Source organism: Usitatibacter rugosus (genome assembly GCF_013003965.1).
In the GTDB taxonomy this organism is placed as follows: domain Bacteria; phylum Pseudomonadota; class Gammaproteobacteria; order Burkholderiales; family Usitatibacteraceae; genus Usitatibacter; species Usitatibacter rugosus.
Window position 1 is genome coordinate 200,859 of the sequence record NZ_CP053069.1, and the last position, 15,089, is coordinate 215,947.

13 protein-coding genes are annotated in these 15,089 nt (G+C 67.0%); 2 read left to right on the forward strand and 11 right to left on the reverse strand.

Features of this window, described 5'->3' with window-relative positions:
- Positions 1-170: 170 nt before the first annotated feature.
- The 3 genes from DSM104443_RS00940 to DSM104443_RS00950 are packed head-to-tail and all read right to left on the reverse strand — an operon-like array spanning position 171 to position 2,481.
- A complete protein-coding gene (locus DSM104443_RS00940) occupies positions 171-461 on the reverse strand; it encodes a DUF1330 domain-containing protein (RefSeq protein ID WP_171088847.1) in 291 nt (96 codons plus the stop codon).
- 14 nt (positions 462-475) lie between these two features.
- Complete coding sequence (locus tag DSM104443_RS00945; protein ID WP_171088848.1) at positions 476-1,258, reverse strand: EcsC family protein; 783 nt, start codon at positions 1,256-1,258, stop codon at positions 476-478.
- Between the two features lie 2 nt (positions 1,259-1,260).
- A complete protein-coding gene (locus DSM104443_RS00950; RefSeq protein ID WP_171088849.1) occupies positions 1,261-2,481 on the reverse strand; it encodes an alginate export family protein in 1,221 nt (406 codons plus the stop codon).
- Here DSM104443_RS00950 and DSM104443_RS00955 point away from each other — a divergent pair.
- Positions 2,480-3,133, forward strand: a complete 654-nt coding sequence (locus DSM104443_RS00955; RefSeq protein ID WP_171088850.1) for a methylamine utilization protein — start codon at positions 2,480-2,482, stop codon at positions 3,131-3,133. The genes DSM104443_RS00950 and DSM104443_RS00955 overlap by 2 nt on opposite strands.
- Positions 3,133-5,469 (forward strand): putative bifunctional diguanylate cyclase/phosphodiesterase, encoded by a 2,337-nt coding sequence (locus DSM104443_RS00960; RefSeq protein WP_171088851.1) that lies wholly within the window; start codon positions 3,133-3,135, stop codon positions 5,467-5,469. Before DSM104443_RS00955 ends, DSM104443_RS00960 begins: the two co-directional genes overlap by 1 nt.
- A gap of 94 nt (positions 5,470-5,563) precedes the next feature.
- Here the strand turns inward: DSM104443_RS00960 and DSM104443_RS00965 are convergent, their stop codons facing one another.
- The 8 genes from DSM104443_RS00965 to DSM104443_RS01000 form a co-directional block, all read right to left on the reverse strand.
- Positions 5,564-7,465 carry a protein kinase domain-containing protein gene (locus DSM104443_RS00965; RefSeq protein ID WP_171088852.1) on the reverse strand — a complete coding sequence of 634 codons (1,902 nt, stop codon included), beginning with the start codon at positions 7,463-7,465 and terminating at the stop codon, positions 5,564-5,566.
- The gene (locus tag DSM104443_RS00970; protein ID WP_171088853.1) at positions 7,462-9,273 is read right to left on the reverse strand and encodes a sensor histidine kinase; all 1,812 of its coding nucleotides are present in this window, start codon (positions 9,271-9,273) and stop codon (positions 7,462-7,464) included. The genes DSM104443_RS00965 and DSM104443_RS00970 overlap by 4 nt, the downstream gene beginning before the upstream one ends.
- A 67-nt stretch (positions 9,274-9,340) precedes the next feature.
- Positions 9,341-10,051: an ABC transporter ATP-binding protein gene (locus DSM104443_RS00975; protein ID WP_171088854.1), complete on the reverse strand. Its 711-nt coding sequence runs from the start codon at positions 10,049-10,051 to the stop codon at positions 9,341-9,343.
- Positions 10,052-10,220: 169 nt separating this feature from the next.
- Positions 10,221-11,024 (reverse strand): ABC transporter ATP-binding protein, encoded by an 804-nt coding sequence (locus DSM104443_RS00980; RefSeq protein WP_212756864.1) that lies wholly within the window; start codon positions 11,022-11,024, stop codon positions 10,221-10,223.
- Positions 11,021-12,145, reverse strand: coding sequence for an ABC transporter permease subunit (locus DSM104443_RS00985; protein ID WP_171096123.1), 1,125 nt, complete (start codon positions 12,143-12,145; stop codon positions 11,021-11,023). Before DSM104443_RS00985 ends, DSM104443_RS00980 begins: the two co-directional genes overlap by 4 nt.
- Before the next feature lie 58 nt (positions 12,146-12,203).
- Positions 12,204-12,626, reverse strand: a complete 423-nt coding sequence (locus DSM104443_RS00990; protein ID WP_212756866.1) for a GxxExxY protein — start codon at positions 12,624-12,626, stop codon at positions 12,204-12,206.
- A 33-nt stretch (positions 12,627-12,659) separates the two neighbouring features.
- Positions 12,660-13,634, reverse strand: coding sequence for a branched-chain amino acid ABC transporter permease (locus tag DSM104443_RS00995; protein ID WP_425509613.1), 975 nt, complete (start codon positions 13,632-13,634; stop codon positions 12,660-12,662).
- 93 nt (positions 13,635-13,727) lie between these two features.
- On the reverse strand, positions 13,728-15,071 hold the full coding sequence (locus DSM104443_RS01000) for a branched-chain amino acid ABC transporter substrate-binding protein (protein ID WP_171088855.1): 1,344 nt from the start codon (positions 15,069-15,071) through the stop codon (positions 13,728-13,730).
- Positions 15,072-15,089: the final 18 nt, after the last annotated feature.

The following is a 15,089-nucleotide window of genomic DNA, read 5'->3' on the forward strand; positions in this document are numbered from 1 at the left end:
CTTGAACCACGGAGGCACGGAGACACGGAGGGCCACGGGAAAATCTTGTAGGGAAATCGATTCAAGCGATCGCGACTCACCTCCGCTCGCATCCCTCACGATCGCACAAGCATTCCTCCGTGGCCCTCCGTGTCTCCGTGCCTCCGTGGTTCAAGGGGTTCCGAAGGGTTCTAAACGCCTTCCAAGAGGAGCAGCCGGCCATTGGAATTGGCCTGGCGAAGCGCGAGCGGCTTCTCATACTCCGGCGAGTTGTACCACTCGAGCGCGCGCTCCTTCGAGGGGAACTCGAGGATCACGCGCCGGCGTTGCGGCCAATCGCCTTCCAGCACATGCACCCCGCCGCCGCGGTGGAGGAACTTGCCGCCGTATTGCGCGATGGTGGCGGGCACGACCGCGGTGTAATCCTTGTAGCCCTCGGCGTTGGTGATCTCGATCTCGGCGAGCACGTAAGCAGCAGCCATTGCGGTTTCTCTCCCTAGAGTTTGTTGTAGGCGATGCGCACCGGCTCCGCGCCGTGGATCTTCTCCAGGCGGCGGACGATGAAATGGCCGCGCGCCATGTCCTGGTAGTGGCCGATGAAGATGGTGTTGATCATCGCTCCGCCCGCGGCGCCGAGAATCGGAATGGCCTGCGCGGCCGCCTTCTCGGACACCACGATCCCGAAGCGCGAGCTGATCAGCGCTACCAACCGGATCAGCGCAGGCGCGCCGGATTTCGACAGCCCCTTCTGCGCCAGGTACTTGGTGGCTTCGGACACCGCCGTGGCGAGCGCACTCCGTGCCGCGAAGTAGCCCGACTCGGCCGCGTCGTCACGCCTGTCCTTGGTGCTGCCCAGGGCGAAGACCTCGATACAGGCGACCTTCGTCTCGATGTGGTGCGGATTCTCGCCCTCGGAGGCGGCGATCGCGGCGATCGAACGGAGCATCACGGTGGTGGAAATAGGCAGCTCGATGGCGAGGGCGCTGATGCCGAACGCCCCACCCACCGCTCCCGACGCAGCCGCGGCCAGCGTGTGCATGCGATCGCGGGCGGGTCCATGCGTCTGGCTTCCCATGGACCTCACGGCCGTATCGAGGGCCTTGTTCAGTGCCGCCGTCGTGGCCTTGTGCACCGCTTTCTGCATCGAGGAGGGCAGCAGCTTCATGCCCTTTTCCAGCGGCGCGCCCAGCATGCCCGTGAGCTTCGCGGCGAGGCCGGGATTCTCCAGCAGCCCCTTGGCGCGCTGCAGGTCTTCGAGGTCGGTTTTCGAGAGCGGCATCGTCAGTAAGTGTACGTGAGGGTGGCCCAGGTCTTGGTGATTCGAGGCTGCGGCGGCTGCGCAGTTCCCGGCCGGTAGCGCGCGTGCTGCAGCCGAAGCGCCAGCCCGTCCATCGCCTGCCACGTGAGGCCCACGTCGTCTTCCTTGCCGTAGTCGAGCGAGCCGAAGTCGGACTTGAAGCGGTGCGTCTCGCCGTAGAGCGTGAAGGCCCCGGCCCGGAAGCGGCCCGTGAGCCACTGGTCGCGCAGGCCCCGCGGCGGCGTGTTGAAGAAATGCAGCGTCCAGCCGTTGAAGCCGTAGAAGTCGGTGAGCGGCATCTGCAATCCGTACACGCCGTCGTTGCTGCCCTTTACTTCGTAGTCGTAGCGGATCGTCCAGGCGTCCGCGCTCGCCCCGCCGCCGAGGCGCCAGTAGTTCGCGTCGATGCGCGAGTCGCCGCCGGAGTAGGGGCGTTGTGCGGCCGCTTCGGCGGTGTACACGACGTCGAAGGGCACGACGCCGCGGAACGCGCCTTCCGCGCGAACGCCTGTCACGCGGTACGAGTTGTCGGCGAAGCCGGTGAAGGCACCATTCACGGCCTGGTCATGGAAGTAGGCGTAGGCCCCGAGGGCGTGCTCCGGCGCGGGATTCCACGCCGCGTGCAGCAGCGTGAGGTTCAGCGGCGCGGACGTGCCGTTGGTGGTGCGCTGCCGCCAGTAATAACTCGCGTGCAGCTCGACGTTGGCGATCGAGGTGTTGGTCCCCGCCACGCCGTCGAAGAGCTGTGGCGTGTTGCGGAAGTCGTTGTCGCTCACCCAGCGCTGGTTGTCCATGCGCACGAGCTGGCGGCCCGCCCGCAGGCGCGTCGATGCGATGCCGGTGTAGTCGATGAAGGCGCGGTTCACGTCGGTCGAATCGGGATCCGGCAGCAGGGGATAAGGCGACGTGCGGATCAGGGCGCCGTCGTCGTTGTACTTCTTGGGTCCGATGTGCCCGGTGTTGATGAGCTCGGCGGTGAGGCGAAGGTCCTGCCAGGGAGCGCTCGCCCATCCGAAAATGGCCCGGTAGGTGAAGCCCTCGCTGGTGAGCGGCTTGTCGCTTTCCTCGATGCGGTTGTAGCGGGGCCGCAGCTCCACGATGGCGCGGCCGCCCTGGAGCGCGTCCATGGGGCCGGGCGCGGGCTCCTCGGCCAGGCCGGAGACCGATGCGAAGGCAACGAGAAGCTCTAGAATAGGTGCGCCCATGGGATCCAGACCTGCGGTCCTCCTCCCTGCTTGCGCGGCGCTCGCGCTGCTCACGGCGCTTTCCGTGGAAGCTGCCGCCATCGAGGCGCTGGTCCGGGATGCGTCCGGCAAGCCCCTGGCCGATGCGGTGGTCTATGCCACGCCTGCAAGCGGCCCCGTCGAAGCGCGCGCCGCGAAAACGGTCGACGTGCAGCAGGTCGATCGCGAATTCGTGCCGTATGTTAGCGTGATCCAGACGGGCACGCAGGTCGCCTTCCCCAACCGCGATCCCATCCAGCACCACGTCTATTCGTTCTCGCCCGCCAAGCCGTTCGAGATCAAGCTCTACACGGGTCGTCCGCCCGGCGAGGTGCGCTTCGACCGGCCCGGCCTCGTCACCCTCGGCTGCAACATCCACGACTGGATGATCGCCTACATCCTGGTGGTCTCGACGCCGCACTTCGCGCGCACCGACGAGCACGGGGCGGCACGGCTGCGCGAGCTTCCCGCGGGGGCCTACGAGCTTCGCGTGTGGCACCCGGGGCAGCGTGCGGCCGTGGAGCCCGCCACCGTGACCCTCGATGCGCAGGGCCGCCACGAAGCCGCGTATGTGATCGACGTGGTACCCCGCAAGCCGCGCTTCAAGCCTCCGCTCGATCGCCTCAAGTACTGATGGCCGTCCGCAGCCTTCGCGCGCGCATCGCCATCCTCTTCCTGGTCCTGCTGGTCCTGGTGCAGGGAATCGCCGCGGTGCTGGTGACGCGCGCCAATGGGCAGGTCGCACGCGAGACGATCGACGCCGCGCTCCTGCAGGGCGAGCGCGTGTTCCAGCGGCTGCTGGCGCAGAACCAGGCACGCCTCGAGCAGGGTGCCGCCATCCTCTCGGCGGACTTCGCGTTCCGGCAGGCCATCGCGACGGGCGACGCGGACACCGTGACTTCGGTGCTGCGCAACCACGGGGCGCGCCTGGGCGCGAGCGCGATGATGCTGATCTCGCTCGACCGTGTCGTGCGCGCGGATACGCAGGATCGTGCGCGCACCGGCAGACCGTTCCCGTTCGGAAGCCTCATCGAAGAGGCCGTGAACGAAGGCAAGGCCACGGCGATCGTGGTGCAGGGCGAGCGTCCCTACCAGCTCGTCGTCGTACCGGTGCTGGCGCCGGATGCCATCGCGTGGGTCGGCCTGGCGTTCGAAGTAAACGACGAGTTCGCGCGCGAGATGAAGGGTCTCACGGGCCTGGAGGTCTCGTTCGTCGGGCGGACGGCGCATCAGGCGCCATGGCGGTTGTATGCCTCGACGCTCGGGACTGAAGCGCGCGCTGCGCTCGCCGCGGCGCTGCCCGCCGAAGGCTTCGCCGGGCTCACGCGCGAGCTCGAGGTCGCGGGTGTGCCCTACGAGACGCGCGAGAGCGACCTTCGCACCGCGACGGGCGTGCCGATCGTGGCGGTGCTCCAGCGCCCGCTCGCCGAGGGGCTGCTGCCTTTCCGGCGCATCGACAACATCTTCGTCGGCCTCGCCATCGCGTCGCTCGTCACGCTGGCCCTCGGCAGCCTCGTGATCGCGCGCGGCATCACCGGGCCCATGCAGCGCCTGGCCGACGGGGCCAAGCGCATCCAGCAGGGCGACTACTCCCGTCCCGTGGAGGTCGAGCACAAGGACGAGATCGGCGAGCTCGCGGTGGGCTTCAACCACATGCTGGACGGCATCAAGAGCCGGGAGCGCGAGATCCTGCGCCTGGCCTACGAGGATGGCCTCACGGCGCTGCCCAACCGCGCGATGTTCAACGTGCAGCTCGAGCAGGCGGTGCTGACCGCCAAGCGCATCGAGGAGCCGCTCACCGTGATGCTGCTCGACCTCGACCGCTTCAAGGCGATCAACGACACGCTGGGACATCCCGTGGGCGACCAGGTGCTGCGCGAAGTGGGGCTGCGCGTGCGCGCGGCGTTGCGCGAGTCGGACGTGGTCTCGCGCCTGGGCGGCGATGAGTTCGCGGTGCTGCTCGCCACGGGCGACGCCGAGAGAGCGCCGCAGGTCGCGATCAAGATCCTCAAGGCGCTCGAGCAGCGCCTCGTCGTGGACGGCCAATCGATGGACCTGGGTGCGAGCATCGGCATCGCGACGTTCCCGCAGCATGGCTCGGACCCTGCGGCACTGCTGCGAGCCGCCGACGTCGCCATGTACGTCGCCAAGCGCAACAAGGGCGGGTATGCGATCTACGATCCGGGCCACGACGAGCGCCGCCGCGAGCACCTCACGCTGCTGGGGGAGCTTCGCCACGCCGTCGAGCACGACGAGCTGGTCCTCCACTACCAGCCGAAGATGACGCTCGCGACGATGAAGGTCGGCGCGGTCGAGGCCCTGGTGCGGTGGGACCATCCGGTGCGCGGCTTCATCCCGCCCGGCGAGTTCGTGCCCTTCGCCGAGCAGACGGGATCCATCGGCGCCATCACGCATTGGGTGCTGCGCCGAGCCGTCCACCAGTGCGCGGTGTGGCACCGGCAGGGGCTGCAGCTTCGCGTGTCGGCGAATGTCTCCGCGCGCGACCTTCGTACCGGAGAGTCATTGGTGGAAACGCTGGCGAACGCACTGCGCGTCGAGGAAGTGCCCGCATCGCTGATGTGCCTCGAGATCACGGAGAGCGGCCTCATGGAGGATCCTTCGAGCGCGCAGGCGACGCTGCGGCGCATCCGCGACCTGGGCGTGGCGACCTCGATCGACGACTACGGCACCGGCTACTCGTCGCTCGCCTACATCAAGCAGCTGCCGGTGAACGAGCTCAAGATCGACCGCGCATTCGTGGCGGGGATGGAGGTCGACGACCGCAACGCCGCCATCGTGCGCTCCACGATCGAGCTGGGCCACAACCTCGGCTTGGTGGTCGTCGCGGAAGGCGTCGAGACCGACCACGAGCTGGCGAACCTCCAGCGCTTCGGCTGCGACATGGCCCAGGGATACCGCTTCGCCCGGCCCATGCCCGCGGCCGACCTCGAAGCCTGGCTGAAGAAATAATTAGGGTCAGACCCTTTTTTCCGTCGTCGGCCTCGAGGCCGACGCTGGCGGAATAAAGGGTCTGACCCTAATTATTTCTCCTTTATTCCCCTGCCTATTTCTCGGAGAGGGAGCGGACGCGGTCGAGGAGGCGGGCGCCCCAGAGCGAGGTCTCGATCAACCCGTTTTCTTCGACCTTGTGCTGCTTCGTGAGCGACGGCCTCTGCTTGTAGAGCGCGTGGCGGCGAAGCGCTGCATCGACGTGCACGCGGAGCTGCCGTGCGTCGATCGGCTTCGCGAGCAGGCGGTAGAGCTGCGCCTCGTTGATGAGCTCGATGGCGAGCTCGGAGTCGGGCGTGTCGGAGACGAGGATGGCGAGGATCTCCGGGCGCTCCACCTTCAGCAGCTTGAAGAGCGTGGAGAGACCTTCGCGGCTGGAGGCGAGGTCGGCGACGATGACCGCGACCGGCTCGTTCTCCATCACCTTCACGGCGTCCATCGGGGAATCGACGTGGTGCACACCCGCGCTGCCGGCGAAGAGCTGCCGCAGGCCGTCGGTCACCTCGTTGGCGGGCTCGATGACCAGCACGGAGCCTTCGAACTTCTCGGGAACGGCGGGCTTGTCGGTGGCGGCCGCGGCCAGCTCGAGCGCGATGGCGACACCGTCGGCGAGCGTCTTCTGCAGGTCCGCGTTGTCCCACGGCTTCTTCACGAAGCGGAAGACCTCGCCGTCGTTGATCGAGCCCACGATGGCGGCGAGGTCCGAGTAGCCGGTGAGCAGGATGCGCACGGTGGCGGGCGCGGCCTCGCGCACCTGGCGCAGCAGCTCCACGCCCGACATGCCCGGCATGCGTTGATCGCTCACCACGACGTGGATGCCGAAGCGCTTCACGAACTCGAGGGCGAGCGTGCCGTTCTCGGCGGTGAACACGTGGTACTGCGAGCGGAAGACGGTGCGCAGCGCGTTGAGGATGCGCTCCTCGTCGTCCACGAAGAGCACGCGCGCCTTCTTCGGGTCGCCGGGCGCGATGAAGGTCGAGGCCTTGAGGTCGCCGGAAACGGTGTTGGTGAGCAAGCCCGCTTCCTTGGCGCCCGCGAGGAGCCGCGCCTTGTCGAGCAGCGTGGTCGCCCCTCCGACGGGGGCCGCGAGCGGCGTGTTGGCCGCGGCACGCGTCGTCGCCATCGCGCCGCCCAGGCTTTCCTCGAGGCCTTTGCGCAGTGCCTCGGCGAGCGCCTTGCAGGTCGGGAAGCGGTCGGCCGGATCCTTCGACAAGGACTTCTGGATCGCCCAGTCGAGGCCCCAGGTGATGCGCGCATTGTGCTGCGACGGGTTCGCCGGCCGCTCGTTCAGCACCAGGCGAAGGATCTCCGCGTTCGTCCCGAGGAAGGGGCGCGCGCCGGTCACGAGCTCGTAGGCGATCACGCCGACCTGGTAGAGGTCGGTACGCTCGGAGCTGTCCGCACCGCTGAACTGCTCGGGCGCCATGTAGTGCGGCGTGCCGACGATGTCGCCCAGCTGCGTGATCGTGGAGTTGTCGAGGCGGGCGACGCCGAAGTCGGTGATCTTGATGCGCCCGTCGGTGTGCACGAGGATGTTGCCGGGCTTCAGGTCGCGGTGCAGCACGCCCTGGGCATGCGAATAGGCCAGGCCGTCGAGAAGCTGGCGAAGGATCTCCCACGCCTCGCGGAAGCCGTACTGCGGGACCTCATGCAGGTGCTTGTCGAGGGGCCGGCCCTCCACCAGCTCCATCACGATGCACGCCATCTCGTCGTCTTCGAGGAAGTCGTAGATCGCCGCGATGCGCGGGTGCATGAGGCGGCCCACGGCCTGGGCTTCGTGGCGGAAGCGCTGCAGCACGTAGTCCTGGTCGGAGGGATCGAGCTCGCCCTTCACGACGACCTTGATGGCCACCGCACGCTTGATGCCGCTGTCGAAGCCGCGATAGACCGTGCCCGCCGCGCCCTTGCCCAGCACCGACTGCACGTCGTAGCGGCCGATGCGGCCCGGGAGCTTCACGCGCCGGCCTTCTCGTCGTTCGCGGCCTTCTCGAGATCGGCGGGAGGCACGAGCGGCAGCGTGACGCAGAACGTGCTGCCGGAGCCCACTTCGCTGCGCACGTCGATGTGGCCGCCGTGCTGCTGCACGATCTTGTAGGCGATCGAAAGCCCGAGGCCCGTGCCCTTGCCGACCTCCTTCGTGGTGAAGAAGGGATCGAAGATCTTCGGCAGGATCGCGGGGTCGATGCCGCGGCCGTTGTCCTCGACGTCGATGGCGATGGCGCCCGCATCGACGCGGCGCGTGGACACCGTGATGCGCCCGCCGGGCTTGTCCAGCGCCTGCGCCGCGTTGGTGACGAGGTTCAGCAGCACCTGGTTCACCTGCGAGGGCGAGCAGGTGATCGAGGGAATCTCCCCCAGGCGCTTGTCGATGGTGACGTTGCGAAGCTGCGCGCGCGCGATCAGCAGCGTGGCCTGCACGCCCTCGTTCACGTTGAAGCTCGCGACCCGGCTGCGGTCGACGCGCGAGAAATTCTTGAGGTTGGTGACGAGCTCCGAGATCTGCTCGATGCCGTGCACGCCGTCCTTGGTGAGCGAATCCAGGTCCTCCATCACGTGGTGCGCCTTCAGCTGGCCGAGGCGCACGGTGAGGGCGGAGAAGGTCTCCTCGAGGTCCTTCGCATCCGGCGACTCGCTCTGCAGGATGACCTTGAGGCGTTCGGCATGGGCGAGCGCGTCGCGAAGGTCGGGCATGCGGCTCCTCACCGACCAGAGGCTGTTCTTCACGTAGGCGAGCGGCGTGTTGATCTCGTGCGCGACGCCCGCGACCATCTGCCCCAGCGAGGACATCTTCTCGGACTGCACGAGCTGCGCCTCGGATTCCTTCAGGCGCACGAGCGCGGTGGAGAGCTCGCTGGTGCGCTCGCCGACGCGTTTCTCGAGCCCTTCGTTGGCCGAGCGCAGCAGCGCCTGGCCGGCGACCACGCGCGTTCCGAGGTAGCCCACGATCACGAGGAGCGCGGCCGCGTAGAAGAAGAGGTAGGTGCGCCAGCGCTGCTGGTCGTCCAGCTGCATGTCCACCGTGCGCGAGAGCTGGTTCGCGGTGAGCTCGATGCGCGAGCCGATCGAATGGAAGAGGACCTTGCGGGAGGCATCGGCTTCGCGAGCGAGGGCCGCGACGAAGGAGCGCGCCGCGGCATCGGCACCTGCACCGGCCGACACGACGCTGGCATCCGGAAGCGCGGTGGCGGCACGCAGCTTGAGCAACACGGGGTCGAGGGTGCGTGCGTCTTCGGAGTGCGTGTCGACGCCGGCATCCCTCAAGCGAAAGCGAAGTGCCTCGGCTTGCGCCTCGATCGCGAACGAGGCCTGCGCCAGCGACGGATTCTTGCGCCGGGCCGTCGCCGCTTCGGTGCTGAGGCGGGAGATCGCTTCCTCCGCGACCTGCAGGGCCGCCACGGAGTTGCCGTGCTCGGTGCGCAGGGCCCGCAGCGCGGCGAGCTTCTGGTCCATGCCCTCGCGCAGCCCCGGTACCTTCTGGGAGAGCTCGGGACCGGCGCGCTGCTCCAGCTCGCGCAGCACGCGTGCGATCACCGCACTGCGGTCGATGGCGGGGGGCTGCGCGGCGGAATAGTCGTTGGTGAGGCGACCCGCATCGCCGTCGAGGCGGAGGTCGAGCGCGCGGAGCTCGCGCAGGAGGTTGGCGCTATCCGAATCGCGGCGGGCATCGAAGCCGGCCGTGCGCACGAAAAGAAAAACCAATGTGCCCAGCAGCGCGATCGCAATGCCTCCCAGCAAGGCGGATCGCCGGCTGCCAGTGAGGGTCATTCGTTATTGTTGTCCTGTACGGGCGCAGCTCGTGTGAGCCGTATCACTCGTGGGGTTACAGCTGCAACTACTCCCCCAAGTATGCCTGACGGACCTGCGGATTTCCCAGCAGGGACCGGGCCTCGCCGGAGAGCGTGACGAGGCCGCCTTCCAGCACGTAGCCGCGGTGGCTAGCCTCCAGCGCGAGGCGGGCGTTCTGCTCCACGAGAAGCATCGTGACGCCCTCGGCCGCGATGCCGCGGATCACCTCGAAGATCTTCTCCACCATGAGGGGTGCCAGGCCCATCGAGGGCTCGTCCAGCAGCAGCAGCTTGGGGCGGCTCATCATGGCGCGGCCGATCGCGAGCATCTGCTGCTCGCCGCCCGAGAGCGTGCCGGCGGTCTGCCCACGGCGTTCCTTCAGGCGGGCGAAGAGGCCGAAGACGCGATCGACGTCCGCGGCGACTTGCGGCTTGTCGTCGCGGGAGTACGCGCCCATGAGGAGGTTCTCCTCGATCGTGAGCTGCGGGAAGACGCCCCGGCCTTCGGGCACGAGCGCCAGCCCTTTGCGCGCGATCTCGAATGTCTTTCGGCCGGAGATATCCTCGCCGCCGTAGACCACGCGTCCGCCGGCGGGATGGATCAGGCCGGTGATGGCCTTCAAGGTCGTCGTCTTGCCGGCGCCGTTCGCGCCGATGAGGCAGACCAGCTCGCCTTGCTCGACGGTGACGTCGATGCCCTTGACGGCCTTGATGCCGCCGTAGGAGACCTGCAGGTTCTCGAGTGCTAGTAGCGGCATGACAGTGATGGGAAAAAGGCTTTGCAACCGCCGATCCCCGCCGATCGTTCGCCAATATCCGCCGATGAAGGGATGGGTCGCGTCTCGATGACGCCATTCTCCAAGCTCCTATCGGCGGCCATCGGCGAACGATCGGCGGGGATCGGCGGTTCCGGGGTGATTCTCAGAATCATTCACCACCGCCCGCGGCTTGCGAGGGATGGGGAGTGCCGAGGTAGGCCTCGATGACCTTGGGATCCTTCTGCACGTCCTTCGGCGAGCCCTCGGCGATCTTGCGGCCGTAGTCGAGCACGAGGACGCGGTCGCAGAGCCCCATCACGAGCTTCACGTCGTGCTCGATCAGCAGGATGGTGATGCCGTCGCCGCGGATCCGCTCGATGAGCTTCCTCAGCTCCAGCTTCTCCGTGGCGTTCATGCCCGCGGCCGGTTCGTCGAGCGCGAGGAGCTTCGGGTCGGTGGCCAGCGCCCGCGCGATCTCCAGCCGGCGCTGGTCGCCGTACGAGAGGTGCTTGGCCAGCGAGTTCGCGCGATCGGCCACGCCGACGTACTCCAGCAGCTCGATCGCGCGCTTGTGGATCGCGCTCTCTTCGTCGCGCGTGGCCTTGTTGCGCACGATGGCGCCGAAGACGCCCGCGCGCGTACGCACATGGCGGCCGATCATCACGTTCTCGAGGGCGGAGAGGTTGGCGAAGAGCCGGATGTTCTGGAACGTGCGCGCGATGCCGAGCGCGGCGATGCGGTCGGGCGGAGCGTCGGCGAGCGACTCGCCGTTGAACTTGAGCGTGCCTTCCTCGTTCTTGTACAGGCGCGTGATCACGTTGAAGAGCGTGGTCTTGCCGGCGCCATTCGGACCGATCAGGCCGTAGACCACGCCCTGGAAGATCGTGAACGTGACGTCGGAGAGCGCCGTCAGGCCGCCGAAGCGCTTGGTGACGCCCTCGACCTGGAGCAGTGCGACGGGAGGCTGGCTCACGGCGTGGGCGCGGGGGTGGGCACCGGCACGTCTTCGTCTTCGCGCGCGAGCTCACGCTTGCGCACGGCCGAGGGCCAGAGGCCGGCCGGCCGCACCAGCATCACGACCACCATCGCCAGGCCGAAGAGCAGCATGCGGAAGACTTCGGGGTCGATGATCGAGCGGCCGAAGATCATGCGCTGCGCCGGATCGACCGTGTAGCGCAGGATCTCGGGCACGAAGGACAGGAGGATCGCGCCGAGAATCACGCCCCAGATGTTGCCCATGCCGCCCAGAACGACCATCGCGAGCACCATCACGCTCTCGTTCAGCACGAAGCTCTCGGGGCTGATGAAGCCCTGGATCGCGGAGAAGATGCCGCCGGCCACGCCGCCGAACGAAGCGCCCATCGCGAAGGCGAGCAGCTTCATGCGCGTGGTGTTGATGCCCATCGCACGCGCCGCGATCTCGTCCTCGCGGATCGCTTCCCACGCTCGGCCGATGCGCGAATCCTGCAGGCGCAGGTTCACGACGATCACCAGCATCAGCACGGCGAGCAGGAAGTAGTAGTACTTCGTCGCCTCGTTGAACTGCAGCGGTCCGAACGTGGTGATGTTGCCGAAGCTGACGCCGAACGACTCCGTGGGGAAATGGATCGGGTCGATGCTGCTGATGCCTTTCGGGCCGTTGGTGAGGTTGAACGGCTCCGACAGGTTGTTCATGAAGATGCGGATGATCTCGCCGAAGCCCAGCGTCACGATGGCGAGGTAGTCGCCGCGCAGCTTCAGCGTGGGCGTGCCGAGGACCACTCCGAAGAAGCACGCGATCGCGGCGCCGATCGGAAGGATCATCCACCACTGCAGGTGGAGGTTGAAGTGCGGCGAGGCGAGGAGCGCGTAGACGTACGCCCCTACCGCGTAGAAGGCGATGTAGCCGAGATCGAGCAGGCCCGCGAAGCCCACCACGATGTTCAGGCCGAGCGAGAGCAGCACGAAGAGGAGGGCGAGGTTGGTGATGCGCACCCACGCCGTGCCTGCCTGGATCAGCACGAAAGGGAGGGCCAGCAGCGCCACGGCGATCAGCGCCATGCCGATCCAGCGGGCCTGGGGATGCTTCCGAATAATGTCGACGATTGTGCCCATGGTCACGAAAGGCTTTGGAACCGCCGATCCCCGCCGATCGATCGCCGATGGCCGCCGATCAAAAGCGGTGAACGAGACGGCGAACCTCCAGGCGCCTTTGCCCGAAGTTGAGAAGAAGACAGACGCGATAGCCCGTGGCGCGAAGATAGTTGATGCACTGCGCACGATCCACTCGGGTCAGGAAGTCCGAGACCTTGAGCTCGACGATGATCTCGTTGTCCACGACCAAGTCCGGAATGTACTCCCCCACCACCGTTCCCTCGTACTCGACCAGCACGGAGCGCTGTTGCTCGACCGGCACTGCCGACCTCGCGAGCTCGACGCACAGCGCATTTTCGTAGACCTTCTCCAGGAACCCGCAACCCAGCTTCGTGCTGACCTTCTGGGCGGCCCCGATGATCTTCCGCGACATCGCATCGAGTCGCTCTCGATCCATATCGGCGGGAATTGGCGGCAGATCGGCGGGGATCGGCGGTTCCAAAGCACTTTCCATGTGTCACTCGATAACGCATGGTCATGCCCGATCGCCTACACGTTCGCCAAGGAGCCCCGACGGCCTGAACACGAGGACGAGGATCAGGACGATGAACGCGTACACATCCTTGTAGTTCGATCCGAACAGGCTCGACTCCGGACTTGCCGCGCACACGTCCGCGAAGCCCGGCAGGAAGTGGTTGAGGAAGCAGACGTTGGTCGCATCCCCCACGTAGCCCGCGCCCAGCGATTCGATGAGCCCCATCAGGATTCCACCGAGCACCGCGCCCGCGAGGTTGCCGATGCCGCCCAGCACCGCGGCGCTGAAGGCTTTCAGGCCGAGGAGAAATCCCATCTGGTAGTGCGCGATGCCGTAGTACGAGCCGACCATCACGCCGGCCGTGGCGCCGAGCGCCGCGCCGATCACGAACGTGAACGAGATCACGTTGTTGATGTTGATGCCCATCAGCCCGGCGACCTGAGGATTCTGCGAGGTCGCGCGCATCGCGATGCCGATCTTCGTCTTGTAGACCAGCGCGAGGAGGCCGGCCATCATTGCGACCGACGTGAGGATGATCGCGATCTGCACGTTGCTGATCGCCGCGCTGTTTTCCGAAGTACCGAGGTGGAAGAGCTTCAGCTCGATGATCTGCGGGAAGGCGATGACGTTGCGGCTCCACACCAGGAGTGCGAGGTGCTGGAGGATGATCGAGACGCCGATGGCGGTAATGAGCGGCGCCAGGCGTGGCGCATTGCGCAACGGCCTGTAGGCCACGCGCTCGACGACATAGCCTACGGCCATGCACACGGGCACGGCGGCGAGGATGCCCAGGCCCACGATCACGAGCGGCGGCATGCTACTGCCCGCCAGCGCAACGATCACGGAGAAGGCGGTCATGCAGCCGATCATCACGACTTCGCCGTGCGCGAAGTTGATCAGCTGGATGATGCCGTAGACCATCGTGTAGCCGAGTGCCACGACCGCGTACACGCAGCCGAGCGTCAAGCCGTTCACGACCTGCTGAAGGAAAATATCCAGTCGAGTGCCCCCGGCTCAAATGGAAACGGCACCGTTTCCGGTGCCGTTCCATTGTGCCTTATTGCCGGCTTATTTCTTCTTCTCTTCGACCTTGCCGGGTGCTGCCGGAACCTGCGACTTGCCCGCGTCGGCGGGAGCCGTACCGGGAGCGCCAGCGGCCGAGGCCGGGGCAGCGGCAGCCGGAGCGGCAGCAGCCGGAGCCGGGGCGGCAGCGGCGACGAACGGAGCCGAGACGCCGTTCTTCACGATCGCCACGGGGGCGATCTTGCCGTCCTTGCCCATGCGGAAGATGGTCATTTCCGCGTCCTTGCGGTCGCCCTTGGCGTCGAACTCGACTTTGCCGGTGGAGCCCGTGAAGCTCACCTGGTTGATCATCGGGACGAACTTGGCGGGATCCGCGGAATCCGCCTTCTTCATCGCCTCGATCATCGCCATGGCGCCGTCGTAGAAGTACGGGGCGTACTGCTTGATCTCGCCGTACTTGGCCGTGAACTGGTCCTTGAATTCCTTGCTCGCGGCTTCCGCGGGCAGGCCGGCTTGCGAGCAGGCCATGCCTTCCGACGCGGGGCCGGCCAGCTTGGACATCTCGTTGGTGCATGCACCATCGCCGAACGCGAACACGGCCTTGATGCCCAGTTCCCGTGCCTGCTTCAGCATCGGGCCGCCGGTGGCGTCCATGCCGCCGTGGAAGACGACGTCCGGGCTCTTGCCCTTGATCTTGGTGAGAATCGATTTGAAATCGGTTTCTTTGTCCGTCGTACGCTCGCGCGCCACGATGTTGACCTTGGCGGCCTTCAGCGTCTTCTCGACTTCGTTGGCGATGCCTTCGCCGTACGCGGTCTTGTCGTCGATGATGGCGACTTTCTTGCCCTTCAGCTCGCCGGCGATGTAGGCGGCGATGGCCGGGCCCTGCTGGTCGTCACGGCCGACCGTGCGGAACACGTTCTTCAGGCCGCGCTCGGTCAGCGTCGGGTTGGTGGCGGAGCCGGAGATCACCGGGATGCCGGCCTTGGCGTAGATGTCGGAGGCCGGGATGGTGACGCCGGAGTTCAGGTGGCCCACGACGGCGGCGACCTTCGCGTCCACGAGCTTCTGCGCGACCGTGGTGCCGACTTTCGGGTCGGCCTGGTCGTCCTCGCTCACCATCTTGAACGTCACGGGCTGGCCGCCGAGCTTGATGCCGGCCTTGTTGGCGTTCTCGACGGCGAGGGCGACGCCGTTCTCGTCGTCCTTGCCCAGGTGGGCGATGGAGCCGGTGAGCGGGCCCGCGTGGGCGATCGTCACCGTCAGCCCGGCGGGGGCGGCCGGCTTGGCGTCAGCGGCCTTCGGGGCCGGAGCTTCTTCTTTCTTGCCGCACGATGCGACCGCAATGGCGGCGGCAACGGCGAGGGCCAGCTTGAACGACGAATTCATGGACTTCTCCTGATTTGG

Coding starts and splice junctions, on each gene's coding strand:
- DSM104443_RS00985 (WP_171096123.1), bottom strand. CDS start 12,145: ATGGGCACAATCGTCGACATTATTCGGAAGCATCCCCAGGCCCGCTGG.
- DSM104443_RS00950 (WP_171088849.1), bottom strand. CDS start 2,481: ATGGGCGCACCTATTCTAGAGCTTCTCGTTGCCTTCGCATCGGTCTCC.
- DSM104443_RS01000 (WP_171088855.1), bottom strand. CDS start 15,071: ATGAATTCGTCGTTCAAGCTGGCCCTCGCCGTTGCCGCCGCCATTGCG.
- DSM104443_RS00945 (WP_171088848.1), bottom strand. CDS start 1,258: ATGCCGCTCTCGAAAACCGACCTCGAAGACCTGCAGCGCGCCAAGGGG.
- DSM104443_RS00955 (WP_171088850.1), top strand. CDS start 2,480: ATGGGATCCAGACCTGCGGTCCTCCTCCCTGCTTGCGCGGCGCTCGCG.
- DSM104443_RS00975 (WP_171088854.1), bottom strand. CDS start 10,051: ATGCCGCTACTAGCACTCGAGAACCTGCAGGTCTCCTACGGCGGCATC.
- DSM104443_RS00940 (WP_171088847.1), bottom strand. CDS start 461: ATGGCTGCTGCTTACGTGCTCGCCGAGATCGAGATCACCAACGCCGAG.
- DSM104443_RS00970 (WP_171088853.1), bottom strand. CDS start 9,273: ATGACCCTCACTGGCAGCCGGCGATCCGCCTTGCTGGGAGGCATTGCG.
- DSM104443_RS00960 (WP_171088851.1), top strand. CDS start 3,133: ATGGCCGTCCGCAGCCTTCGCGCGCGCATCGCCATCCTCTTCCTGGTC.